The following is a 21,042-nucleotide window of genomic DNA, read 5'->3' on the forward strand; positions in this document are numbered from 1 at the left end:
TGTTGAGCGAGTGCAGTAGCACCTGAAAATAGAGCGGATCCAGCAGGCGCGTGTAGTTATCCAGCGTAAACACCAGCTTGACGAAACTGGCATCGTCGCGGGTCAAAAAGCTGGTGGCAATGATCATCAGGTTGGGTAAAAAGACAAACAGCACAAGCCAACCGACGACAGTGGCAATCACCACATTCTGGAACTTACTTGTGTTGTTCATCAGCCAGCACAACCTCCCAGCTTTCAACCCAGTTGATCACCATTTTCTGATTGAGCGAGTGGTCAAAATCCGGATCGTCTTCGTTAAAGAATTCGCTGACGGTCACCATCTTGCCGTTCTCCAGCTCGACCACCGACTCCAGGGTCATCCCCTTGTAGTTGCGCTCGCGGATGTAGCCGATAAGGCCTTCCGCTTCGCTTTCGTCGTGGACTTCGTCTACGCGCAAATCCTCTGGCCGCAGCAGGACGTTCAGGGGCTGGCCCGGCTCGACGGCAAACTTCACCGAAATATTGCACTCCCGTCCCTCGACGCTGGCGCGTACGCGCTCCTCATCAAGGCGTTCGATCACCGTCGCGTTGAAAATATTGATTTCGCCAATAAAGCTGGCAACAAACAGGTTTTTTGGCTCTTCGTAGATTTCACGTGGCGTGCCGTCCTGCTCGATTTTGCCGTCGCGCATCACCACGATGCGATCGGACATGGTCAGGGCCTCTTCCTGATCGTGGGTGACAAAGACAAAGGTGATACCGAGCTTGCGCTGGAGTGCTTTTAATTCGTTCTGCATCTGCTTGCGCAGTTTGTAATCCAGCGCGGACAGGGATTCATCTAACAGCAGCAGGCGCGGCTTGTTGACCACCGCGCGGGCGATGGCGACGCGCTGCTGCTGTCCGCCGGAAAGCTGGTGCGGTTTACGCTGGGCAAAGGCTTCGAGCTGCACCATGCGCAGGGCATCGGTGACGCGCGGGGTGATATCGCTGGCCGGGGTTTTCTGCATCCGCAGGCCAAAGGCGACGTTTTCAAATACCGTCATGTGCGGGAAAAGGGCGTAGCTCTGAAAGACGGTATTAACGTGGCGGTGTTCGGCAGGGACGTCGGTAATGTCCTGGTTTTCGAGATGAATATGACCGTGGTCGACGGTATCAAGCCCGGCGATAAGGCGAAGCACTGTCGTTTTGCCGCAGCCCGAAGGGCCCAGCAGCGTTAAAAACTCGCCGTTGTTGATGGTCAGATCGAGGTCGGAAATGACGGTTTTACCATCAAAACTTTTACCAATGCCGGCCAGTTGCACCAACGGTGACAGTGAAGCGGGTTGTGTATTCAATTTTTTGATTCGGTCCCATATCGATGCCGTGAATGACTTATCGCAGCAGGGGTTGTGGGTAATCACCTTGATGGCGCTTAATGAGGGCCAACATTCTACGGTAAACCGTTGAAATCGCCAATCCTTGTTACCCATTGATAAGCTACATTTATTAGCGGGCGGTCCGTTAAAGGGAAATATTCTCGTTTACGGGATAAAAGTGACCTGACGCAATATTTGGGTTTTGATGCTTACTGATAATGTTGTCACGAAAAGTGAGGGTGACTGCATGGATAAATTACTTGAGCGTTTTTTACAGTACGTATCGCTGGATACCCAATCTAAATCGGGGGTCCGTCAGGTGCCGAGCACCGAAGGTCAATGGAAACTGTTACAGCTGCTGAAGACGCAGCTGGACGATCTGGGCCTGGTCAACGTCACACTCAGTGAAAAAGGGACGGTGATGGGGACGCTGCCGGCCAACGTTGACGGCGATATTCCGGCCATTGGTTTTATCTCCCATGTCGATACCTCACCGGATTTTAGCGGTAAAAACGTCAATCCGCAGATAGTTGAGCATTATCGCGGCGGGGATATCGCATTGGGGATCGGCGATGAGGTTCTGTCCCCGGTGATGTTCCCGGTGTTGCACCAGCTGCTCGGCCAGACGCTGATCACCACCGACGGCAAAACGCTGCTCGGCGCGGATGATAAAGCGGGCGTGGCTGAGATCATGACCGCCCTGGCGGTGCTGAAGGCCAGCAACGTGCCTCACGGAGATATCCGCGTCGCGTTCACCCCCGACGAAGAGGTGGGAAAAGGGGCGAAGCATTTTGACGTCGAGGCGTTCAACGCCCGCTGGGCCTACACCGTCGACGGTGGCGGGGTAGGCGAGCTGGAATTCGAAAACTTCAACGCCGCATCGGTCAGTATTCGTATCGTCGGCAATAACGTGCATCCGGGAACGGCGAAAGGAGTGATGGTTAATGCCCTTTCGCTGGCAGCCCGCATTCATGCACAAGTTCCGGCTGACGAAAGTCCGGAGCAGACTGAGGGTTATGAAGGGTTCTACCATCTCACCAGTATCAAAGGGACCGTGGATCGCGCTGATATGCACTACATCATCCGTGATTTTGACCGCGATGGTTTTGAAGCGCGGAAACGCAAGATCATGGATATCGCCAAAAATGTCGGTAAAGGGCTGCACCCGGATTGCTACATTGAGCTGATCATTGAAGACAGTTATTACAATATGCAAGAAAAGGTGATCGCGCATCCGTATATCCTCGACGTCGCGAAGCAGGCGATGCGAGATTGCGATATCGAACCGCAGCTGAAGCCGATTCGCGGCGGCACCGACGGCGCCCAGCTCTCCTTTATGGGACTGCCGTGCCCGAACCTGTTTACCGGCGGCTACAACTACCACGGCAAGCATGAGTTTGTGACGTTAGAAGGGATGGAAAAAGCAGTGCAGGTGATTGTGCGTATCGCCGAGTTAACCGCGAAACAAGCGTAGAGAAATGCCCGGTGGCGCTGCTGGAGCGTCACCGGGAAAAGAACAAACGTACTCAGTCCTCGAAGAACCAGTACCCGCTGTTCACCAGCGCGGCCAGCATCGCGAGGAACGACGGATCTTCCAGCGCATCGCCAAAGTGCCCGGCGGTCAGCTGCGTATGGCTGGCCAGCGCTTCCAGCGCCGGACGGTGCGGGGAATCCAGCTGTTCGCCGTTGACGAAAATGTCCTCGCCAATGCGTAACACGCGTAATCCACCCAGACGCACCAGCTTGTCGCCTTGCTGCAGCGCATCGTAAATCTCATCCGGCTGATACGGCGGCTCCGGCGGAGAGACATCCAGCTCGTGGCGGGACTGGCTGATAAACTCCCCAAACCACTGGTTGAAATGGGCTGGCTGGTTGATCAGATCCAGCATCATGCCGCGCAGTTTCTCCAGCTCTTCTGGCAGAATATCGGCTGGATGCTCACGGGCAGGCACATCCGGGTCGCTAAAGCGATGGCTACCCAGCTCGCGTTGCAGCACGTAATCGGCAAACCCGCTGATCATCTCGCGACCGCTTGGCGCACGGAAACCCACGGAATAGTTCATCGAGTTTTCAAGGGAGTAGCCTTCGTGCGGGAAGCCCGGTGGGATATACAAAATATCGCCCGGCTCCAGCTCTTCGTCGATGATCCCGGCAAACGGATCGACCTGCAGCAGGTCCGGGTGCGGACAGTGCTGTTTCATCGGCACTTTCTCACCCACGCGCCAGCGGCGGCGGCCGGTTCCCTGAATAATAAACACATCGTACTGATCCAGATGCGGACCCACGCCGCCGCCCGGTACGGAGAAGGAGATCATCAGATCGTCCATCCGCCAGTCGGGCAGAGCGCGGAACGGTGCCATCAGCGCTGCGGCAGGCTGGTGCCAGTGGTTAACCGCCTGCACCAGTAATGACCAGTTGGTCTCGCCAAGATGATCGTAGCTTTCAAACGGGCCGTGGCTGACCTGCCATTTTCCGTCCTGATGACTGACGAGACGGCTGTCGACTTCGCTCTCCATCGCCAGACCGGCCAGCTCATCCGGGGAGATCGGATCGATGAAATTGGCGATCCCGCGTTTCAGAACGACCGGGCGTTTCTGCCAGTAACGTTCGATAAAATCGGGCCAGTTAAGTGCTAATTGATAATCCATATTTATTTTCCGCAGGCTCTTACTGAGTCGGATTATAACGGAAGCTCAGCAGCCTGGGTGCGAGTTTCACGCATTTTCTCACTCCCACGGCTAACTATTGTCAGCCGTGGGATGCTGACGGGCAAAAACCGCTTCCATACGTGCGCCGCCCAGCAGACTCTCTCCGGCATCGATCCTGCCGTTGTACTGCTCGACGATGTCGCGGGCCACCGACAGGCCTACGCCCTGGCCGGGACGCAGCGTGTCGGCGCGTTGGCCGCGATCGAACACCTGGTCGCGTTTCCCCCGGGGGATCCCCGGACCGTCATCCTCAACGATAATGTGCAGCTGATCATCACTCACGCGGGCCGACACTTCAACGAACTCGAGGCAGTATTTGCAGGCGTTATCAAGCAGATTGCCCATCACTTCCATAAAGTCGTTCTTTTCACCGACGAAGCTGATTTCCGGCGAAATATCGAGGGTGATATTGACCCCTTTGCGTTGATAGACCTTGTTCAGCGCAGAGGTCAGGCTATCCAGCAGCGGCGCAACGGGATGCAGCTCCCGGCTCAGCAGGGCACTGCCCGAACGCATACTGGCGCGGTGCAGGTAATAGCCAATCTGCTGCGAGATGCGGCTGATTTGCTCCAGCATCACCGGCTCGGCATCATCGACGCTCAGTTTTGTTCTGCGCAGCGAACGCAAGGTGCTTTGCAGCACCGCCAGCGGGGTTTTCAGGCTGTGGGCAAGGTCAGTCAGGGTGGTGCGGTATTTGTCGTAGCGATCGCGCTCGCTTTTCAACAGGCGATTCAGGTTGCTCACCAGGCTGGTTAGCTCCCGGGTGGTATTCGGGTTCAGCTTCTCGCGGTGATGCTCTTCCAGCTCGCGTACCTCTTTTGCCAGCGACTCGATAGGGCGCAGGCTCCACCAGGCAGCCAGCCACAGCAGGGGGATCACCAGCAGCAGGTTGGCCGCCAGCACATACACGAACCAGCTCCACACCATATAAGATCGTTTTAGCTCAATGGGAACGGTGTCTATCACCACAATCGTCAGCTGCGGCATCGCCGTGGTGGCGGGGTAGAGATTAATCGCTACCGAGTGGTTCAGCTCGCTGTCGTCGTCATCCTCGCGGATCTCCGCCAGCTCTTGCTGCATAGAGTGGTTATTGCCGACGAGGGTGCTGGTGGCATCCACATCTGCTTCGATCTCATGAAAGCCGTTGGTCTTTAGCCACTCCGGACGAATGCTGTTGATAAGCCAGGGAACGTCGCGCTGGGCCCACAGTAGTTGACCTTTGTCGTTGTAAATCAGCGCCATGGTTGGACTCTGTTTGTCCAGCTGCGCCGGCATATCAATGCTGATTTTGCCGTCTTGCCATTTGGCGAGGGTATAGAAGAGGTTACTTTCACCGCGCAGCAGGCGGAAGGTGGTTTTATCAAAACTGACGCTGTAACCCACCAGCGCCACCATGCCGTAGGCCAGCGACAGCACCAGCACTACCGCCGCGGTCGCCAGCAGGAAACGAAACCGCAGCGACAGGGGCAGAACGTGACGAAAGAGTTTTTTCATTTAGCGTAATTCGAAAAGATAGCCCTGGCCGCGCACGGTAGTGATCACATCATCCGGATACTGGGTCTGAATTTTCTTGCGCAGACGCCCCATCAGCACGTCGATGGTATGGCTTTCGCGCAGCTCGGCATCGGGATAGAGCTGGAGCATCAGGGAATCTTTACTCACCACTTTGCCGCTGTTGCGGATCAGCGTTTCCATAATGGTGTATTCAAACGCCGTGAGCTTGATCACCTCGTCGTGAATGGCGAGTTCACGGCGCGAGAGATCCACCTGAAATGGGGGGATTGAGATCACCTGCGACGCCAGACCGCTGTTGCGGCGCATCAGCGCCTGCATGCGGGCGGCAACCTCTTCGATATGAAAGGGCTTGGTGACATAGTCATCCGCACCCGCGCTGAGCACTTCGACCTTGTCCTGCCAGCCTTCGCGGGCGGTTAGCACCAGCACCGGCAACGAGACCTCATGGCTGCGCCAGCGGCGGATCAGCGACAGGCCATCTTCATCCGGCAGTCCCAAATCGACGATGGCGATATCGGGCAGGTGTTCATTGAGATAATAGTCCGCTTCCTTTGCGTCTTCGGCGTCATCGACCTGATGCCCCATCTCCTGAAGCTGGACCTTCAGGTGATGACGTAATAACGCATTATCCTCAACAACCAGTACGCGCATCATCGCGTCTCCCTAATATGAATAGTCAGATTATTTTAACGCTGATTATGTTGCGGCGGGGATAAACATTTCGTCAACCGAAGGGGGGAACCCTCTTTCCGGGCGGAAAGAGGGTGAAAAGCATTACTTCAGTTCGTCAACCATGGTGGTTGCACGGCCAATGTAGTTGGCTGGGGTCATCGCTTTCAGACGGGTTTTCTCGTCTTCTGGCAGCGCCAGACCGTCGATAAACTGCTTCATGCCTTCGGCATCAACACGTTTGCCGCGGGTCAGCTCTTTCAGTTTTTCATACGGTTTTTCGATGCCGTAGCGGCGCATTACGGTCTGGATCGGCTCTGCCAGCACTTCCCAGTTGTGATCCAGCTCGTCCAGCAGGCGGTCACGGTTTACTTCCAGCTTGCTCACACCCTTCAGGGTGGACTGATACGCGATCAGCGCATAGCCGATACCCACGCCGAGGTTACGCAGCACGGTGGAGTCGGTCAGGTCACGCTGCCAGCGCGAAACCGGCAGTTTGCTGGCCATATGCTGCAGCAGGGCATTCGCCAGACCCAGGTTGCCTTCAGAGTTTTCGAAGTCAATTGGGTTCACTTTGTGCGGCATGGTGGACGAACCGATTTCACCGGCGATGGTCTTCTGCTTGAAGTGGTTCAGAGCAATGTAGCCCCAGACGTCGCGGTCGAAGTCGATCAGAATGGTGTTGAAACGTGCCATGCAGTCGAACAGCTCAGCGATGTAATCGTGCGGCTCGATCTGGGTGGTGTACGGGTTCCACTGAATGCCCAGCGAGGTCACAAACTCTTCGCTGAACTGGTGCCAGTCCACTTCCGGGTACGCCACGATGTGGGCATTGTAGTTGCCGACCGCGCCGTTGATTTTACCGAGGATCTCCACCTGCTCCAGCTGACGATACTGACGCTCCATACGGTAGGCGACGTTGGCCATCTCTTTACCGATGGTGGACGGCGTAGCGGGTTGACCGTGGGTTCGGGAGAGCAGCGGGATATCGCGATACTCTACCGCCAGCGCTTTGACTGCATCGATGATTTTGCGCCAGTACGGCAGCACCACGTCCTGACGCGCGGTGGAGAGCATCAGCGCGTGGGAAAGGTTGTTGATATCTTCTGAGGTGCAGGCGAAGTGGATAAATTCAGACACCGCATGCAGCGCCGGTACGCTGGCGACTTTCTCTTTCAGGAAATATTCAACCGCTTTCACATCATGGTTGGTGGTGCGCTCAATGGTTTTGATGCGCGCGGCATCTTCTTCATTGAATTGTGCAACGATTTGATCGAGGTAATCGTTTGCCTGGCTGTCAAAAGCAGGAACTTCCTTGATTGCTGCTTGGGTGGCCAGCTTTTGCAGCCAGCGCACTTCAACCTGCACACGGAACTTCAGCAGACCATATTCGCTGAAGATCCCGCGCAGCGCGCTGACTTTATCGCCGTAGCGTCCATCGACAGGGGAAACGGCGGTCAGTGAGGATAATTCCATAATTCGCAACTCCGGGAGGTTAACAATGAGCAAGAATTTGTTTTGCCTGAGTGGTCAGGCGATTACGATAAAACATTAACTGCAGGCGGCCACCGCCGACCTGATGCCACAGCACGGCGGCACGGATACCGGCCAGCAGCGAGGCGCGAACTTTGGCCTGCACCTGTGGGCTTTGCAGGACGGCAGGCGATCCGGTGACCTGGATCCGCGGTCCCAGCGGACTAATAACGTCCACATAAATGCCGGCCATGGCGCTGAGCAACGTTTCTGACTGCAGATCGAAATGATCGAGCTGGCGCTGCAAGCCAGCTATCCGATCCCCGAGGGTGTCCATCGCGCCTTTGGCGGCGTTGAGCTTACGCTCCAGCACCATCATGCTCAGGGTATAGCGCGTCAGCTCGGCATTCAGCCCCTGACGGTTGCTGGCATTCAGTACACCCAGCAAGGTTTCCAGACCGAGGCGAAGATTCGCTTCGCTACCACCGAAGACGCCGAGGGCTGAACTGGGGTTCAAATCGACAACGCTGTTGAGCGAAACGTGCAGGGCGTCAGCATCGCAATGACCCTGATGCGCCAGCTGTTGCACCAGACGGGCAGACTGGCAAATTCCCGCCAGCGCCAGGGTGATGTCATAAAAATTCTTCGCCACACTTGCTCCTTTCTGTGTGTAATCGCATTAAACCGCAGTCAGCGGCAGGCGTTGTTCGATAATACCGCCGCCAAGGCAGATTTCACCGCTGTAAAACACGGCGGACTGACCTGGCGTTACGGCTGCCACCGGCTCGTCAAAACGCACATCGATGCGTTCGTCGTCCAGTGCGGTTATGGTGCAGGGGATATCGGTCTGACGATAGCGGGTTTTCACCGTGCAGCGCAGCGTGCCTTTCAGCGGCTGGCGATCGACCCAGTGCAGCTGTTGGGCGATCAGGCCGACCGACATCAGACGTGGATGATCGTGACCCTGGGCCACAATCAGAATGTTGTTTTCAACATCTTTATCGACCACGTACCACGGATCTTCGCTACCCTCTTTAATGCCACCAATACCCAGGCCTTTACGCTGGCCGAGGGTGTGGTACATCAGCCCCTGATGCTCGCCAATGGCATCGCCGTCAACGGTGATGATTTTACCCGGCTGGGCAGGCAGGTAGCGGCCAAGGAATTCACGGAATTTGCGCTCACCGATAAAGCAGATGCCGGTGGAGTCTTTTTTCTTTGCGGTGACAAGCCCCAGATCTTCGGCGATTTTACGCACTTCGGGTTTTTCCAGCTCACCCACCGGGAACAGGCTTTGCGCAATCTGTTCGTGGCCGAGGGTATACAGGAAGTAGCTCTGATCTTTGTTGCCGTCGAGACCGCGCAGCAGCTGGCTTTTGCCGTCGACATCCGCGCGGCGCACGTAGTGGCCGGTAGCGATGTAGTCAGCACCCAGATCTTCAGCGGCGAATTCGAGGAACGCTTTGAATTTAATTTCTTTGTTGCACAGAATATCCGGGTTCGGCGTGCGGCCTGCTTTATATTCAGCAAGGAAATGCTCGAACACGTTGTCCCAGTACTCTGCGGCAAAATTGACGGTATGCAGTTCAATGCCCAGCTTGTCGCACACGGCCTGCGCATCGGCAAGATCCGCAGCAGCCGTGCAGTATTCCTCGCCATCGTCTTCTTCCCAGTTCTTCATGAACAGGCCTTCAACCTTATAGCCCTGTTGCAGCAACAGCCAGGCAGAGACGGAAGAATCGACGCCGCCGGACATGCCGACGATCACTTTTTTTGGGCTTTCAGACATTGGAATACTCACGACATTGAACTTAAAGGCGGCGTATTCTATCACGCGACCCCGGCATTGACACCCTCTGTAAACGGCCAGTTAAATTCCCCGATCGTCTCCAGCGGCAGACGGCTGCCGGTAAGATAGCTACGAATACTCTCCGCAACCAGCGGCGAGCGCAGATGGGTGGCGTTCAGTATGGTGTCGGCATCGACCCACAGGCAGCGATCGATATCGCTGTCATGCGGCTCCGTGGCGCACGTATCGTTAAGCTCAATGGCAAACAGGAAGCGCAAAAACGGGGTGTTATCCGGAGCAATCCACTGATGTAAACGAATGAAGTGTTGCGGCTGAGCATCAATTCCCGTCTCTTCCCACAGTTCACGGCGCGCGGCCTGAACCAGGGTCTCATCGGCTTCAAGATGGCCCGCAGGCTGATTCCATAGTGCTTTGCCGTTGATGGTCTCTTCGACCACTAAAAATTTGCCCTGGGCGTGCACAACCGTAGCAACAGTAACGTGCGGCTTAAACATGTCTCTCTCCTTGTTCAGTAACGTCCCGCCATTCACCGTTGGCGAGGTTATCCAGCGTGTAATTGCCCATCGAATAGCGAATCAGCCGCAGGGTCGGATGCCCGACATGGGCCGTCATGCGTCGCACCTGACGATTGCGGCCTTCATACAGGGTGATTTTGATCCACGTAACCGGTATCGACTTGCGCTCGCGGATCGGCGGATTGCGCGGCCACAGCCACTCGGGCTCGCTCACTATCTCAATGCCGGCGGGCAGGGTAGGACCGTCGTTGAGCGCCACGCCGTTACGTAACGCTGCCACAGCCTCTTCGCCCGGCTCGCCTTCGACCTGAACATAGTAGATTTTGCCGGTGCGTTTACCGGGCTGGGTCAAGCGGGCCTGCAATTCACCGTCGTTAGTGAGCACCATCAGGCCTTCGCTGTCGCGATCGAGGCGACCGGCCGCATACACGCCCTGAACGGGGATAAAATCTTTCAACGTGCTGCGTCCGGCTTCGTCGGTAAACTGCGGCAGCACATCGTAAGGTTTATTGAACAAAATCACCCTTGTGGGCTCGCGTTGCTTGCGCGGTCTGGATGCTTGTCGCGTGCTGAATCGTTCAACGTGGTGATTTCTAAAAGAAGTTTTCTGCATGGTATTTTCAGAAGTTATCAATTGCCGCATTATAGCCTAATAACGAATGCCTTTCATGGTGCCGGACATTCAGGTACTATCGATGAGCTAATTACAATTTATTAACATAAGATCAGTAACAACCAGAAGCGCTCGAAGGAGAGGTTAATGGAAAGCAAAGTAGTTGTTCCGGCGGAAGGTAAAAAGATCACCCTGCAAGACGGTAAGCTGAACGTTCCACACAATCCGATTATCCCGTTCATCGAAGGTGACGGTATTGGTGTTGACGTCACTCCGGCAATGCTGAAAGTGGTGGATGCCGCTGTTGAGAAAGCCTATAAAGGCGAGCGTAAAATTTCCTGGATGGAAATTTACACCGGTGAAAAATCTACCCACGTTTACGGCCAGGACGTCTGGCTGCCAACTGAAACACTTGACCTGATTCGTGACTACCGCGTTGCCATCAAAGGCCCTCTGACTACCCCAGTCGGTGGCGGTATTCGCTCTCTGAACGTTGCCCTGCGTCAGGAACTCGACCTGTACGTGTGCCTGCGCCCGGTACGTTACTACCAGGGTACTCCGAGCCCGGTTAAACACCCAGAACTGACCGACATGGTTATCTTCCGTGAGAACTCAGAAGATATCTACGCGGGCATCGAGTGGAAAGCAGACTCTGCTGAAGCCGAGAAAGTGATCAAGTTCCTGCGTGATGAGATGGGCGTGAAGAAAATTCGCTTCCCTGAACATTGCGGCATCGGTATCAAACCGTGCTCCGAAGACGGCACCAAGCGTCTGGTCCGCGCGGCGATTGAATACGCGATCACCAACGACCGTGACTCTGTGACCATTGTTCACAAAGGTAACATCATGAAGTTCACCGAAGGCGCGTTCAAAGACTGGGGTTACCAGTTGGCGGCGGAAGAATTCGGTGGTGAACTGATCGACGGCGGCCCGTGGCAGAAGATCAAGAACCCGAACACCGGCAAAGAGATCATCATTAAAGATGTGATCGCCGATGCGTTCCTGCAGCAAATCCTGCTGCGTCCGGCTGAATACGACGTTATCGCCTGTATGAACCTGAACGGTGACTACATCTCTGACGCCCTGGCGGCGCAGGTTGGCGGTATCGGTATCGCACCAGGCGCGAACATCGGCGACGAATGCGCCCTGTTCGAAGCTACCCACGGCACCGCACCGAAGTATGCAGGTCAGGACAAAGTGAACCCAGGTTCTATCATCCTGTCCGCTGAGATGATGTTGCGTCATATGGAATGGTTCGAAGCGGCTGACCTGATCGTGAAAGGTATGGAAGGCGCGATTAACGCCAAAACCGTAACTTACGATTTCGAACGTCTGATGGAAGGCGCTAAACTGCTGAAATGTTCAGAGTTTGGTGACGCGATCATCAAAAACATGTAATCCAGATTCTGGTTTGTATGCGAACGGGAGCCGAAGGGTTCCCGTTTTTTTTGCCACCTCAGAAACCTTCCCCAAAACCTTCCCCAAAACGTTTCCCCAAAACCCCGCTGAATTCACCCCGTTTTTGAATCGATAACCACCCAATCTTTACCCCTGTCATCATTATATTTGTCGGTTTGCTTCCGGGATTTATGACCCAATAATTTTTGGGTATCTATGCCTTGATCTCTGTAGATACGCTCAGAAAGAGAACGTTGCTCATGGAAGGTTGGGGCGGTTCCTTTTTCCCAATCTATTCCGCATTTGTTCCTGGCTTTTTTAAAGGTTGTAGTCAAACTACTTGTAGAGACGCAGTCACCTCTTGTGGACTGCGAACTGGAGTGTCGGAAGTGAACAAGATATTTACTCACTACAGCATCACGACATTTTGAAATAACATCTCTTAAGGTCAGGCCCAATACATCGCATCTCAGGTTTAAAGGGATAGCTAAACGTGAGCCTGTTTTTTCTTGTTCTACATGAAGCATGTCGTCCCAGATATCCGAGAATTTCATCTTACAGATATCCCCCAAACGCTGACCGGTTACTAAAGCCAGCAACATTCCAGTCTGCAGATATGGCTGCTGATGTTCCGCAGATTCATAAATCATGACCCATTCATCAAATGATAAACGATGACGGGTAACTTTATGTCTTGGTTGCCTGGTTGCCATCGCAGGGTTGTAGCCTGGCGGAACGTGACCGGAATGTTGAGCTTCTTTGAAAACATCAATCAAAACCATGCGCACAACTTGAGCCATCCTGTTATGGCCTTCTTCCTTTATTGCATCTGTAATTTCAGATATATCAAGAGTTGAAATATCCTTGAGGTGCTGAATGCCGCAATGCTCTCGGAATAAACGTAATGGCTTATTCTTTTGTCGAAAAGAGTTTGGCCTTAATTCATTATTCTTTAATCTTTCCTCTTGAATTAAAGTGTATTTATCAATCCACTCAGTAACGGTGATGTCAGTTCTTTTACCCTTCATTCTAGCCAGTCGGTCATTAACGCTTAGGATTTGCCGGGTGCGCTGTTCGGCAATGATTGTATTCGCCTCAGTTGCAACTTGTTTGGCCTCAGCCTCATCAGTACCCAGGCTGTGGAATCGACCAGATACAGGATGCTTATATTGCCAGTAAACTTTACCTGTCCTCTTATCGAGTTTGCAGTAAAGGTTTGGTATTGAAATTTTATGAGTCCGCGGTCTAGCAGCCATCAGAAATTATCCGTTTTAATCTGGGGTTAGAATTCACAGGAATAACAGGTTCGGCCATCATGCCAACGTAACGGGCCTCGCGGTCCACCATCCAGCATCGACCAACCTTAACAGCTGGTGGCGCTATCATCTTTCCCTTGGCATATTTTTTAAGCACACGCTCGCTGGGGGCCTTTTCACCAAACTCTTCCTTTGCCCAGTCGGTTAAAGACATCATTCGCGACATAGTTTTCTCCACTAAACCGGCTGCACCCGGTTACGATTTATAAAATGCGCATGATGAGCATCCGCCTCGGAGCCCATCATTGCAGGTATGACATACTTTAGTTTCGGTGTGAAAGAGCTGGTGGATCATTTCCTTAGGCATGACAACCGGCATCGGCACCCGAATTACCAGGCGGCGAAGTTCGGCTATCTCATCGGCCTGCTCCATGACGCGGGCGTGCAGGTCGGCAGCCTCAGCACGCCACCAGGCAACATCGGCTTTAAGGCGGCGAACGCGCCGCTGTTTGAGTTTACTCACCATATTCCATACCCGGTCATGGATATCAGCTGGCAGATGGCGAACATCACCACTGTGATAACGACCACTTTAACTGGAGGCATCATTTCACCCCCTGCTCAGTATTCTTCAGGTCGTTCTCTGCAAACAGAATGGACGTTCTGGCAGATCGTAGCCTGGCTTTAGCGTTCTTCTCTTCGCGTTCCAAATTGGCTACCGACTCGCGCAGTTCAGTGCGACGAGCCCGAAGCTCAGTGATCTCCTTCACGGTATGTCTCGCGTCTTTAGCGCAACTGAGAACGTATTCGAACGGATCGATATACGTACCGCAGCTCAAGCACTGAAAAGTCCTGTCCGTTTCGCATATTTCTGTTCGTGGATGAGTGCAGCGCTTCTGAAGGTAAGTTTTCTCGTTCGAGACGGCGACACTGAGAGGGTTTTCCTCCTCAGGCTTAGGCTGAACTAACTGAACAACGTTATCGCTGAGGTCGTCCATCACTTCACCTCCTGCTGCGGTGCTGCTGGCAGCGCGCACAATTCAACAGCCGCACCATAAATCAGCTTAATGGTGTCCCATCCGATAGGGATTTCACCATCCCAGCCGCCTTCCTCGTTACAGTCCTCGCACCCTTCACCACCACAAGACTGGCAGGCGATGCGGTGAGTAACGTGAAACTCACCAGATAAAGCTCCTTTGGCACCATTCTCAGCGGTGAGTCTTTTCGGCATGGCGCAGTAACCTTCAGGCAACGTGTAAGGCTGGCATACAGGTTCGGCTTTACCCTGAAGCATGGCGGTGCGGCACTGGTTGAACCCATGAGCCCAGGCAGATGCCAGGCCCATGTCGTCCTCGGTGATTTTTTCTGGAACATCCTCCCAGCTCACCGCTAGAGGCACCACCGCTGGCTGCGGTAACTGTGGTGCTGCGTAGAGTGGAATTGTGCCATCCCGCTGTTGGTCTGGTGACGACAAGTAGTAACTTACTCCATCCTCAGCCAATCTGTAATATCCCACCGGCTCCTGCCCCACCCCAGCCGTCAGCGCTGCCAGTGCGATAGCGAATATCTCGTTATCCATCACCAGTCCATCAGCGTCAGGATCTCTTCGGATGCGGTATTTATTGATTGCCGTTACTTGATTGATGCGATCGATCAACTGCTCTCTCGTAAATTCAGCCATATCCCTACTCCTCCACCCGGGTGATGATGCCAGCAGCTACCAGTTCGTGATTGTTGATGGTCTCAGTCATCGCCGTTGTCCTCACAGCAATAGTGCCGCCCTTCCGGATCTGTGGATATGTGCCCGCAGATATCGCATTCAATTTCACATTCAGGGGAAACCTCGCCCTGATCGCCGTTATCAGCAAACGGGTTACCATCACCGTCTGACCAATCCTCCAGCTCATCTTCACGCTTGCAGTTGCGGCATAGGGTATTCCCAGCCCACATATCCTCTTTGCATCGAGGGCAACGGTCTAAATCTTCATCTTTCATTTGGCATCCCCTTTTCTAAGCTGGGAAGCAAATTTGATAGCTTCACGTGACGAATAACTGGACGCTGCATCATTTTTACTCGGGTTTCCGATATATGAACGCTGCTGGTCAGCGAACAACTCCACACCCTGAGCCCGCACTTCAGCCAGGAAGGCGTCGGTCTGGTTGAAAGGATTCTCGGCCTTGACGTCCCGCGATACGTACATGTTGATTTCAGATACGTAATCCAGCGGAACGCCAGCCATCATGCAGTCTTCACCCTCAGACAAATATTCCAGGTGGTTTTCACTGACGTCGGTGAGCAGGCGCAGCATCTGCCCGTTCTCCGCCGCCAGCGCCACAACATCAGCGCGAACCTTACGCAGCTCAAGAACAGCTACCTGAACTGCATAAGCGAAGTTGGCGCACGATCTTTCGCCTGCTTTTTCACTGTCACGCTGAAAATTGACTGCAACAGTCATCAGTTCATCCAGCTGTTCGCCGGTCATTGGTTTATTGGCTGTCATGGTTATTTTCCTGCTGCAGTTTGTGCTGCTTAACTAAGTGGGCCACTGCCTTGGACTGGCTGGTGACGATCCCGTTGAGGCTGACGCTTTTTCCGCGATAAATTGGCACGCTGCCGATCTCTACTCCACCGAGGCTGACATGAAGAGTTTTCCCGCGTACCTCAGTGTTTGGGATCGGCTGAGACAGGCGATAGGTTTCGCGCGCTTCTGCGATGGCTTTGTATTCGTCAATAATTGAGAGAGCTTCAGCCAGCGCAGCACCCTGGATGGTGAACACGCCTTCGTCACTGATCTCTGACTGGGCCATCAGTTCGACGAACCGCCGCGCGTTCTTGATGCTGAGTTCTGGCGCAATTGCGCTGCGGGTAACTTTCGTTTTACCCTGGGCAGCCGCAACAGCCTTATCATGCTGGAGTACCTCGCCAGCCTTTTCTCCGTACTCTTTGACGCGATCAACAGCAACATCAACGGAGACGGCCCCGGATTTAACTTCCTGCTGAACGTCATAATTTGCGGTACTGAGTGTCAGTAACTTTTCAACAGTACCAACTGACTTATTGACAAGCTTCGCAATCTCGCTGGTGGTCTGGTTAAACGCGTTGTGCAGTTCCTGAATAACCGCAGCCTGCTCAATATCTGAAAGGGGCAGCTGGTTATTACTTGTCATGATCCGCGCCAGGCGCTGCACATCGTTACCGTTAAACGGCATGATGTGAATGCGGTCTACTGGCTTACCGGCTGCACGGCAGCGCTCATAGCAACGACGGCGGCGGTGGCCTTCAACGACCCAAACACCACCTTCATCACGGGCGATAACTTCCAGCGGAGGGACAGAACCCCCGGTCATCAGGTAGTTGAAGAGGTCATCATCAGCCAGGATGGTGCGTTCATCGTCGTCGTGACGCTTGTTGAAACCTTCACGAACGTGGATATCGTCAAGGCTGATGAACATCCCGGTATCAGTGCGCTTGATGGTCCCGTCACGGGACATCTGTTTGAATGAGTTAGCCATCAGAGCGCTACCTCGTTATTGAGGCAAATGACCACAGCAGGCAGTTCACGTAATTCACGCTGCGCTTCCAGTAAGTGCATATTGGTGGGCGTTTTGGTGTGGCGTTCTTCGATACGGTCGCACTCTTTGGCCCAGCTCGTTACGTCCTCACGGAGAGTGACGTTCTGTATGGCGAGCTCTTTACGCTGTGCCATGGCTTCACAAAGAGCCACGCTGGTTACGTCGAGTCTGGTAGCCAACTCGTTCATCAGTTGAGCTGAAGCAACTGGCAGGTATCTAGCGGCGATGCGAGCTGCATCGACCAACTGCTCTCTGGTCATGCGTGGTTGTAACTCGGTGACGGTCTGTGTGTTCGTCATGGTTAGTTTCTCCGTTATATAAGCGTCCTGCACGACGCTGAATTCTTGGCCTTACAACTTAAAAGAGGCCGCCTTGGTCTTTTGGGGAGGTGCGTTTTCGTTTTGTTACCTCAGCTTTTGAAACCTGTTTATCTGCCCAGGCTTTCGCATGCCGCATCACATCATCGAAAATTGCTCCTTTTTTGCTGGCTTGCGACATACGCTTATATAAATCAATCGCTTGCCATGCCCCCCCCTGAGCCACCGAAGAGGAAAAGCCTTGCTTAATCAGCAGTTCCTTCACGTTTTTCTCAATAAATTCGAGGTGGTTCATCAGTCCTCCAGTGGAAAATCCGCTGAATTTTGGTTGCACGAATCCCGCGCCTGACGGCGATAAATTATTTTGGGTTCGCTTTAATAAGCACCCAGGGTAGGGCGCTTAATGAAGCGGGCGACTGCCATCGCCGGTTAGTATCTCCACACAACTGAAAGCGCGCTCTGCTTAGGTTTGCATTTAACGATCTGACACTTTGAGGAAAGGTACAGAGCGCGCTTTCAGTTGTGAAAATGGGCGGTCGGCATTAAGGACATTCACAACTGCCGACCGCCAAGGCTACACACAGCTATCGTTGGTACAGGTACTACAGGTTCATGTTGTGGTGGTGGTGCCTCCACCTGCCGGTTAAGCCATTACCGGCGACGTCACACTATCAAGAATGCATTCATTATTGAGTTGAATGATTTTGGCTTCGTCACGTGCGCATAGCCGCAATTACCACAACGGTTAGAGCACTATCTCCGGTTCTATCTCCAGTCTGCTAAGCAGATACCGTCCCCTAAATGCTCTTACCTGTTGTGTTCGTGGGGTCTACTTCCCTCCTGTCACGGTTCTTTCCCCGCGTCATCATGTGTTCATTCGGTACATGAAACCCTTATTCCGGAATTCCACCGGACCCATCTGTTTTTTAAGCCACTCAGATATCGTCTGGGCTGTGCCAGTCTCTCCTGGCTGCCACCCTTAACGCTTCATCCAGTTGCAGGCCTAAACCACTTACCAGATGGGCGTCACTCGAACTTCGTGTTGAGGGTTACACCTGTACTACGCGTCGAGTCCGCGCCCTGCAGTTAGCCTCTCATGCAGGGAAAGCTGTGTTTATGGCAGTAGGTTGCCAGCCAGGCAGCTAAGACGTATTGAAGAGGGCACTCATCGTGCAGCAGGCTCCGATATTTACTCGGGCTTAGTGAGATACGGATCACCAATCTCACGAACAGCCTCGGTCACTTGAGCTGCCTTTCTCCTGAAGTTCCGTGCGGTATCGCGTCCGACGCGGAGTGCTCTCATCTATACACCCTCGTCTCTTCCGAGGTGTCACACCTGATCGCCACGATGGTGAGTCGCTCCAATGCCTCGTTCATGCCTGGCTTGCACATTCCGGCTACCCGGTCGGGAAAGTAGCAACAAAGGAACCCTACCGGACCGCTGCGACACATGTGCCATATGCCGTACTGAAACTGCTGCCTGTCTTTTCACCACATCAGGCTCGGTGGTATTCTTGGAGTTCTCACGCAACCAAGAAATTGAAAATCATGAACAATCCTTTATCCAATCTTCAATTGGATGTTTGGTACAAGGTGTTGATCGTTATTTGCACGATCGTATTCCTCTCTACCGCTGGCGGACTGCTACCAAAACTTCCTACCAACTCGTCGCTTTTGATTTCTCTTGGCGGCGTATTTTTTTGCTGTGGCGAATGGAAAAACCATCCACGATACACAGTTGTTGAAGAGGCTATGGGCCAGAGATTTCTGGGCACTGGCTTCAAGCGAGCATTCAGTATCACTGGTACGATTCTTTGCTTGATTGGTGCATACCTGATCTACAAAGGAATCATGCCACTTCTCTAAATCGCAACCGCACTTAGGACACTTGCTATAAACAGGTATGAAATTCATCCCGCCTGGGAGAGTTACCATTTTTCTGTTTGCGTTTGTTCCCATCGTGCTCACTCATGGTGTTTGCTGCTGATGGAGTGAATATACAAAACGTATTCATATCAGTCAATACGAAATGTATACAAAAAATGAAATTGGCAACGTTATGTATTCTTCACATAGGAAAGCGAAAAGATTGGGGGGAGGAACCGTGGGTGGTAAGTCGTTAAGCTTTATGCGGAATGGTTTATGTAACCCAGCCAGGTAGCCGGGTTACAAGAAATATTTAAATCAGGCGCAGTTTGGTTTCAATGCCTACGCCGATAATTCTACAGTTACCGTTGATTGGAACGAGAGGCCATTGTGGATTAAGCCCCTTAAGATACTTCTGCCCGCCATCAATAATCAGTTTTTTGAAGGTAGCTTCGTTGGTATCAGATAGCTTTGCAATCACCAGACTTCCGTTTACCGGATCTCTTCCCGTGTCAAACAAGACAAATGTACCTTCGGGAACACTAAGGCCGACTGGGGCGGTCATGGAATCACCCTCCACTTCAAGCCAAAAGGCATCGCCTTGAATATGGGCATCCGACTCAAGCCATTGATCAATATCTTTCAGGGTATAGGCTTCGACCGCTTCACCCCATGATCCGGCTTTGATGCTACTCAATACGGGATACTTCTTCCCACGTTTATAGGGGCCCACATATTCAACGTCCCCCTTAAGACTCTCATCAATTATTAATCCATCGGCTCCAACCGAAAAATTTTTCTTCCCAAGGAATTCAAGAATCCGCGCGATCTCCCCTAGGCTGGGTTCACGCCTGGCGTTCAGCCAATGGCTTACGGCACCTTTGGTAATCCCAAGGTGCTCAGCAAGCTGTTCTTGAGTAATCCCCTGGGCTTTCATCAGGGTTTTCGCCAAGTCGTACCATTTCATAGTCATACCCAAATAATACAACTTGTATACTTTTAATCGAGTCACAAAACGTATATCTGTCTTGCGCCGCATAAATACAAAATGTATACTCTCTTTGAATAAAGGAGAGTGGAATGAATAACCTTCGAGCAATTAGAACCAAGTTAGGCATTACGCAGGGGCACTTAGCAAATGCCCTTGGAGTGACAAAGGGCGCTGTTTGTCATTACGAAAACAGCAAGAGAAAAATGAACATCGATCAGTGCCGCGCCATCGTTTCTGCCCTAAATGATTTCGGTGCAAAAGTCAGTATTGATGATGTTTTCCCACCGCTTCAGTCTAGTGAAACTGCAGCGTAATCATAACTACCAAAGGAAAATCAACATGGTAGAGCCAAGCCTGAAAGAAGTAGTTAAAGCGATGTGCAAAGCGTATCCCGGAGGCCGTGAGGCTATGGCTGGTGCTCTTGGCATGTCTGTAACTCAGTTAAACAACAACCTGTACGAGAAGAACGGCTGCCGCTTCTTTGAGGTGAACGAGCTGGAAGCGATGGAGGACATTTCCAATACATCACTGCTGGCTGATTACTTCGCTCAGCGCCGCGGTGCATTGCTGGTGGATATACCAAAGCTTGATGACCTTGACCGCGTGGATCTTTTTACTCGGGCCATGAGAACTGCCGCCGCGCGTGGGCGTGTTGACCAGATTATCCAGGCTGCTTTGGAAGATGGAGTTATTGAAGCGCATGAAGCTGAAGAAATCAAAGAGCATCACCGCCGCCACCTGGCTGCGCGTGAAGAAGAGATCCGCGCGATTGTTGCGCTGTTTAGCCGTAAGCAAAGCCAAAAAAAGTGACGCCCGCGAGTGTGCAGCTCCGGGCGTCGTGGCGTGTCGTATCAGTGGAGAAACTAACGCATGAACAGTTTAAACCGATTGAGACCAGCTAAGCAATTCCGATGCCTGCCGCTGGTGGGGAAAGAATCCCCGTTCGGCTATGTGGAGAGATTAAACAACGAGGCTGAAGTGAACAACTACCAGCCTGATGACGC

At 53.0% G+C, this 21,042-nt stretch carries 24 protein-coding genes and 1 pseudogene; 6 read left to right on the forward strand and 19 right to left on the reverse strand.

The features are described 5' to 3' along the window. Both potB and potA read right to left on the reverse strand, forming a co-directional pair. Positions 1–211 (reverse strand): annotated as a pseudogene (potB, locus tag ACRDD5_RS00865) (spermidine/putrescine ABC transporter permease PotB); the annotation flags it as partial. Beyond that, a complete protein-coding gene (gene potA / locus ACRDD5_RS00870) occupies positions 195–1,322 on the reverse strand; it encodes a spermidine/putrescine ABC transporter ATP-binding protein PotA (protein WP_438675686.1) in 1,128 nt (375 codons plus the stop codon). The gene potA and the pseudogene potB, both read right to left, overlap by 17 nt. A gap of 259 nt (positions 1,323–1,581) precedes the next feature. Between potA and pepT the strand changes: the two genes are divergently transcribed. Further along, positions 1,582–2,808 (forward strand): peptidase T, encoded by a 1,227-nt coding sequence (pepT, locus tag ACRDD5_RS00875; protein ID WP_438675609.1) that lies wholly within the window; start codon positions 1,582–1,584, stop codon positions 2,806–2,808. A gap of 52 nt (positions 2,809–2,860) precedes the next feature. Here the strand turns inward: pepT and ACRDD5_RS00880 are convergent, their stop codons facing one another. From ACRDD5_RS00880 to rluE, 8 genes are all read right to left on the reverse strand, one after another. Beyond that, positions 2,861–3,982: a ribosomal protein uL16 3-hydroxylase gene (locus ACRDD5_RS00880; protein ID WP_438675610.1), complete on the reverse strand. Its 1,122-nt coding sequence runs from the start codon at positions 3,980–3,982 to the stop codon at positions 2,861–2,863. A 90-nt stretch (positions 3,983–4,072) separates the two neighbouring features. Continuing rightward, positions 4,073–5,536, reverse strand: coding sequence for a two-component system sensor histidine kinase PhoQ (phoQ, locus tag ACRDD5_RS00885; protein ID WP_438675611.1), 1,464 nt, complete (start codon positions 5,534–5,536; stop codon positions 4,073–4,075). Then, on the reverse strand, positions 5,537–6,208 hold the full coding sequence (gene phoP / locus ACRDD5_RS00890; protein ID WP_438675687.1) for a two-component system response regulator PhoP: 672 nt from the start codon (positions 6,206–6,208) through the stop codon (positions 5,537–5,539). It lies immediately after the preceding gene. 123 nt (positions 6,209–6,331) lie between these two features. Next, positions 6,332–7,702: an adenylosuccinate lyase gene (gene purB, locus ACRDD5_RS00895; RefSeq protein WP_438675612.1), complete on the reverse strand. Its 1,371-nt coding sequence runs from the start codon at positions 7,700–7,702 to the stop codon at positions 6,332–6,334. A gap of 19 nt (positions 7,703–7,721) precedes the next feature. After that, positions 7,722–8,351 carry a high frequency lysogenization protein HflD gene (hflD, locus tag ACRDD5_RS00900; protein ID WP_271283907.1) on the reverse strand — a complete coding sequence of 210 codons (630 nt, stop codon included), beginning with the start codon at positions 8,349–8,351 and terminating at the stop codon, positions 7,722–7,724. 27 nt (positions 8,352–8,378) lie between these two features. After that, the gene (gene mnmA, locus ACRDD5_RS00905; protein ID WP_271283906.1) at positions 8,379–9,488 is read right to left on the reverse strand and encodes a tRNA 2-thiouridine(34) synthase MnmA; all 1,110 of its coding nucleotides are present in this window, start codon (positions 9,486–9,488) and stop codon (positions 8,379–8,381) included. 41 nt (positions 9,489–9,529) lie between these two features. Continuing rightward, positions 9,530–10,003 carry an NUDIX hydrolase gene (locus ACRDD5_RS00910; RefSeq protein ID WP_438675613.1) on the reverse strand — a complete coding sequence of 158 codons (474 nt, stop codon included), beginning with the start codon at positions 10,001–10,003 and terminating at the stop codon, positions 9,530–9,532. Beyond that, positions 9,996–10,667, reverse strand: coding sequence for a 23S rRNA pseudouridine(2457) synthase RluE (gene rluE, locus ACRDD5_RS00915; protein WP_438675614.1), 672 nt, complete (start codon positions 10,665–10,667; stop codon positions 9,996–9,998). The genes ACRDD5_RS00910 and rluE overlap by 8 nt, the downstream gene beginning before the upstream one ends. Before the next feature lie 117 nt (positions 10,668–10,784). On the opposite strand from rluE, the gene icd reads away from it, so the two are divergent. After that, positions 10,785–12,035, forward strand: coding sequence for an NADP-dependent isocitrate dehydrogenase (gene icd / locus ACRDD5_RS00920; protein WP_271283903.1), 1,251 nt, complete (start codon positions 10,785–10,787; stop codon positions 12,033–12,035). Positions 12,036–12,148: 113 nt separating this feature from the next. On the opposite strand, the gene ACRDD5_RS00925 is transcribed toward icd, so the two are convergent. Beyond that, positions 12,149–13,291: a phage integrase Arm DNA-binding domain-containing protein gene (locus tag ACRDD5_RS00925; protein ID WP_438675615.1), complete on the reverse strand. Its 1,143-nt coding sequence runs from the start codon at positions 13,289–13,291 to the stop codon at positions 12,149–12,151. Further along, positions 13,281–13,517, reverse strand: coding sequence for an excisionase (locus ACRDD5_RS00930; protein WP_438675616.1), 237 nt, complete (start codon positions 13,515–13,517; stop codon positions 13,281–13,283). Before ACRDD5_RS00930 ends, ACRDD5_RS00925 begins: the two co-directional genes overlap by 11 nt. 87 nt (positions 13,518–13,604) lie before the next feature. Here ACRDD5_RS00930 and ACRDD5_RS00935 point away from each other — a divergent pair, with 87 nt between their 5' ends. Next, positions 13,605–13,979: a hypothetical protein gene (locus tag ACRDD5_RS00935; RefSeq protein WP_438675617.1), complete on the forward strand. Its 375-nt coding sequence runs from the start codon at positions 13,605–13,607 to the stop codon at positions 13,977–13,979. Between the two features lie 309 nt (positions 13,980–14,288). Here the strand turns inward: ACRDD5_RS00935 and ACRDD5_RS00940 are convergent, their stop codons facing one another. From ACRDD5_RS00940 to ACRDD5_RS00965, 6 genes are all read right to left on the reverse strand, one after another. Beyond that, a complete protein-coding gene (locus ACRDD5_RS00940; protein WP_438675618.1) occupies positions 14,289–14,972 on the reverse strand; it encodes a hypothetical protein in 684 nt (227 codons plus the stop codon). Between the two features lie 62 nt (positions 14,973–15,034). Then, positions 15,035–15,286 (reverse strand): hypothetical protein, encoded by a 252-nt coding sequence (locus ACRDD5_RS00945; protein WP_438675619.1) that lies wholly within the window; start codon positions 15,284–15,286, stop codon positions 15,035–15,037. Next, positions 15,283–15,792: a hypothetical protein gene (locus tag ACRDD5_RS00950; protein ID WP_438675620.1), complete on the reverse strand. Its 510-nt coding sequence runs from the start codon at positions 15,790–15,792 to the stop codon at positions 15,283–15,285. The genes ACRDD5_RS00945 and ACRDD5_RS00950 overlap by 4 nt, the downstream gene beginning before the upstream one ends. Beyond that, a complete protein-coding gene (locus ACRDD5_RS00955; RefSeq protein WP_438675621.1) occupies positions 15,779–16,804 on the reverse strand; it encodes a chromosome partitioning protein ParB in 1,026 nt (341 codons plus the stop codon). Before ACRDD5_RS00955 ends, ACRDD5_RS00950 begins: the two co-directional genes overlap by 14 nt. Further along, on the reverse strand, positions 16,804–17,163 hold the full coding sequence (locus tag ACRDD5_RS00960) for a hypothetical protein (RefSeq protein WP_438675622.1): 360 nt from the start codon (positions 17,161–17,163) through the stop codon (positions 16,804–16,806). Before ACRDD5_RS00960 ends, ACRDD5_RS00955 begins: the two co-directional genes overlap by 1 nt. Positions 17,164–17,221: 58 nt before the next feature. Next, on the reverse strand, positions 17,222–17,476 hold the full coding sequence (locus ACRDD5_RS00965) for a hypothetical protein (RefSeq protein WP_438675623.1): 255 nt from the start codon (positions 17,474–17,476) through the stop codon (positions 17,222–17,224). Between the two features lie 1,253 nt (positions 17,477–18,729). Here ACRDD5_RS00965 and ACRDD5_RS00970 point away from each other — a divergent pair. Beyond that, positions 18,730–19,047 carry a hypothetical protein gene (locus tag ACRDD5_RS00970; RefSeq protein ID WP_438675624.1) on the forward strand — a complete coding sequence of 106 codons (318 nt, stop codon included), beginning with the start codon at positions 18,730–18,732 and terminating at the stop codon, positions 19,045–19,047. 313 nt (positions 19,048–19,360) lie between these two features. On the opposite strand, the gene ACRDD5_RS00975 is transcribed toward ACRDD5_RS00970, so the two are convergent. After that, complete coding sequence (locus ACRDD5_RS00975; RefSeq protein ID WP_438675625.1) at positions 19,361–20,020, reverse strand: LexA family protein; 660 nt, start codon at positions 20,018–20,020, stop codon at positions 19,361–19,363. 107 nt (positions 20,021–20,127) lie between these two features. On the opposite strand from ACRDD5_RS00975, the gene ACRDD5_RS00980 reads away from it, so the two are divergent. Together ACRDD5_RS00980 and ACRDD5_RS00985 are read left to right on the forward strand one after the other, a co-directional pair. Further along, on the forward strand, positions 20,128–20,352 hold the full coding sequence (locus ACRDD5_RS00980) for a helix-turn-helix transcriptional regulator (RefSeq protein WP_438675626.1): 225 nt from the start codon (positions 20,128–20,130) through the stop codon (positions 20,350–20,352). A gap of 25 nt (positions 20,353–20,377) precedes the next feature. Beyond that, positions 20,378–20,848, forward strand: coding sequence for a YmfL family putative regulatory protein (locus ACRDD5_RS00985; protein WP_438675627.1), 471 nt, complete (start codon positions 20,378–20,380; stop codon positions 20,846–20,848). Positions 20,849–21,042 lie beyond the last annotated feature (194 nt).

Source organism: Silvania sp. (assembly GCF_051656365.1).
Lineage (GTDB): Bacteria > Pseudomonadota > Gammaproteobacteria > Enterobacterales > Enterobacteriaceae > Enterobacter > Enterobacter hatchlandensis.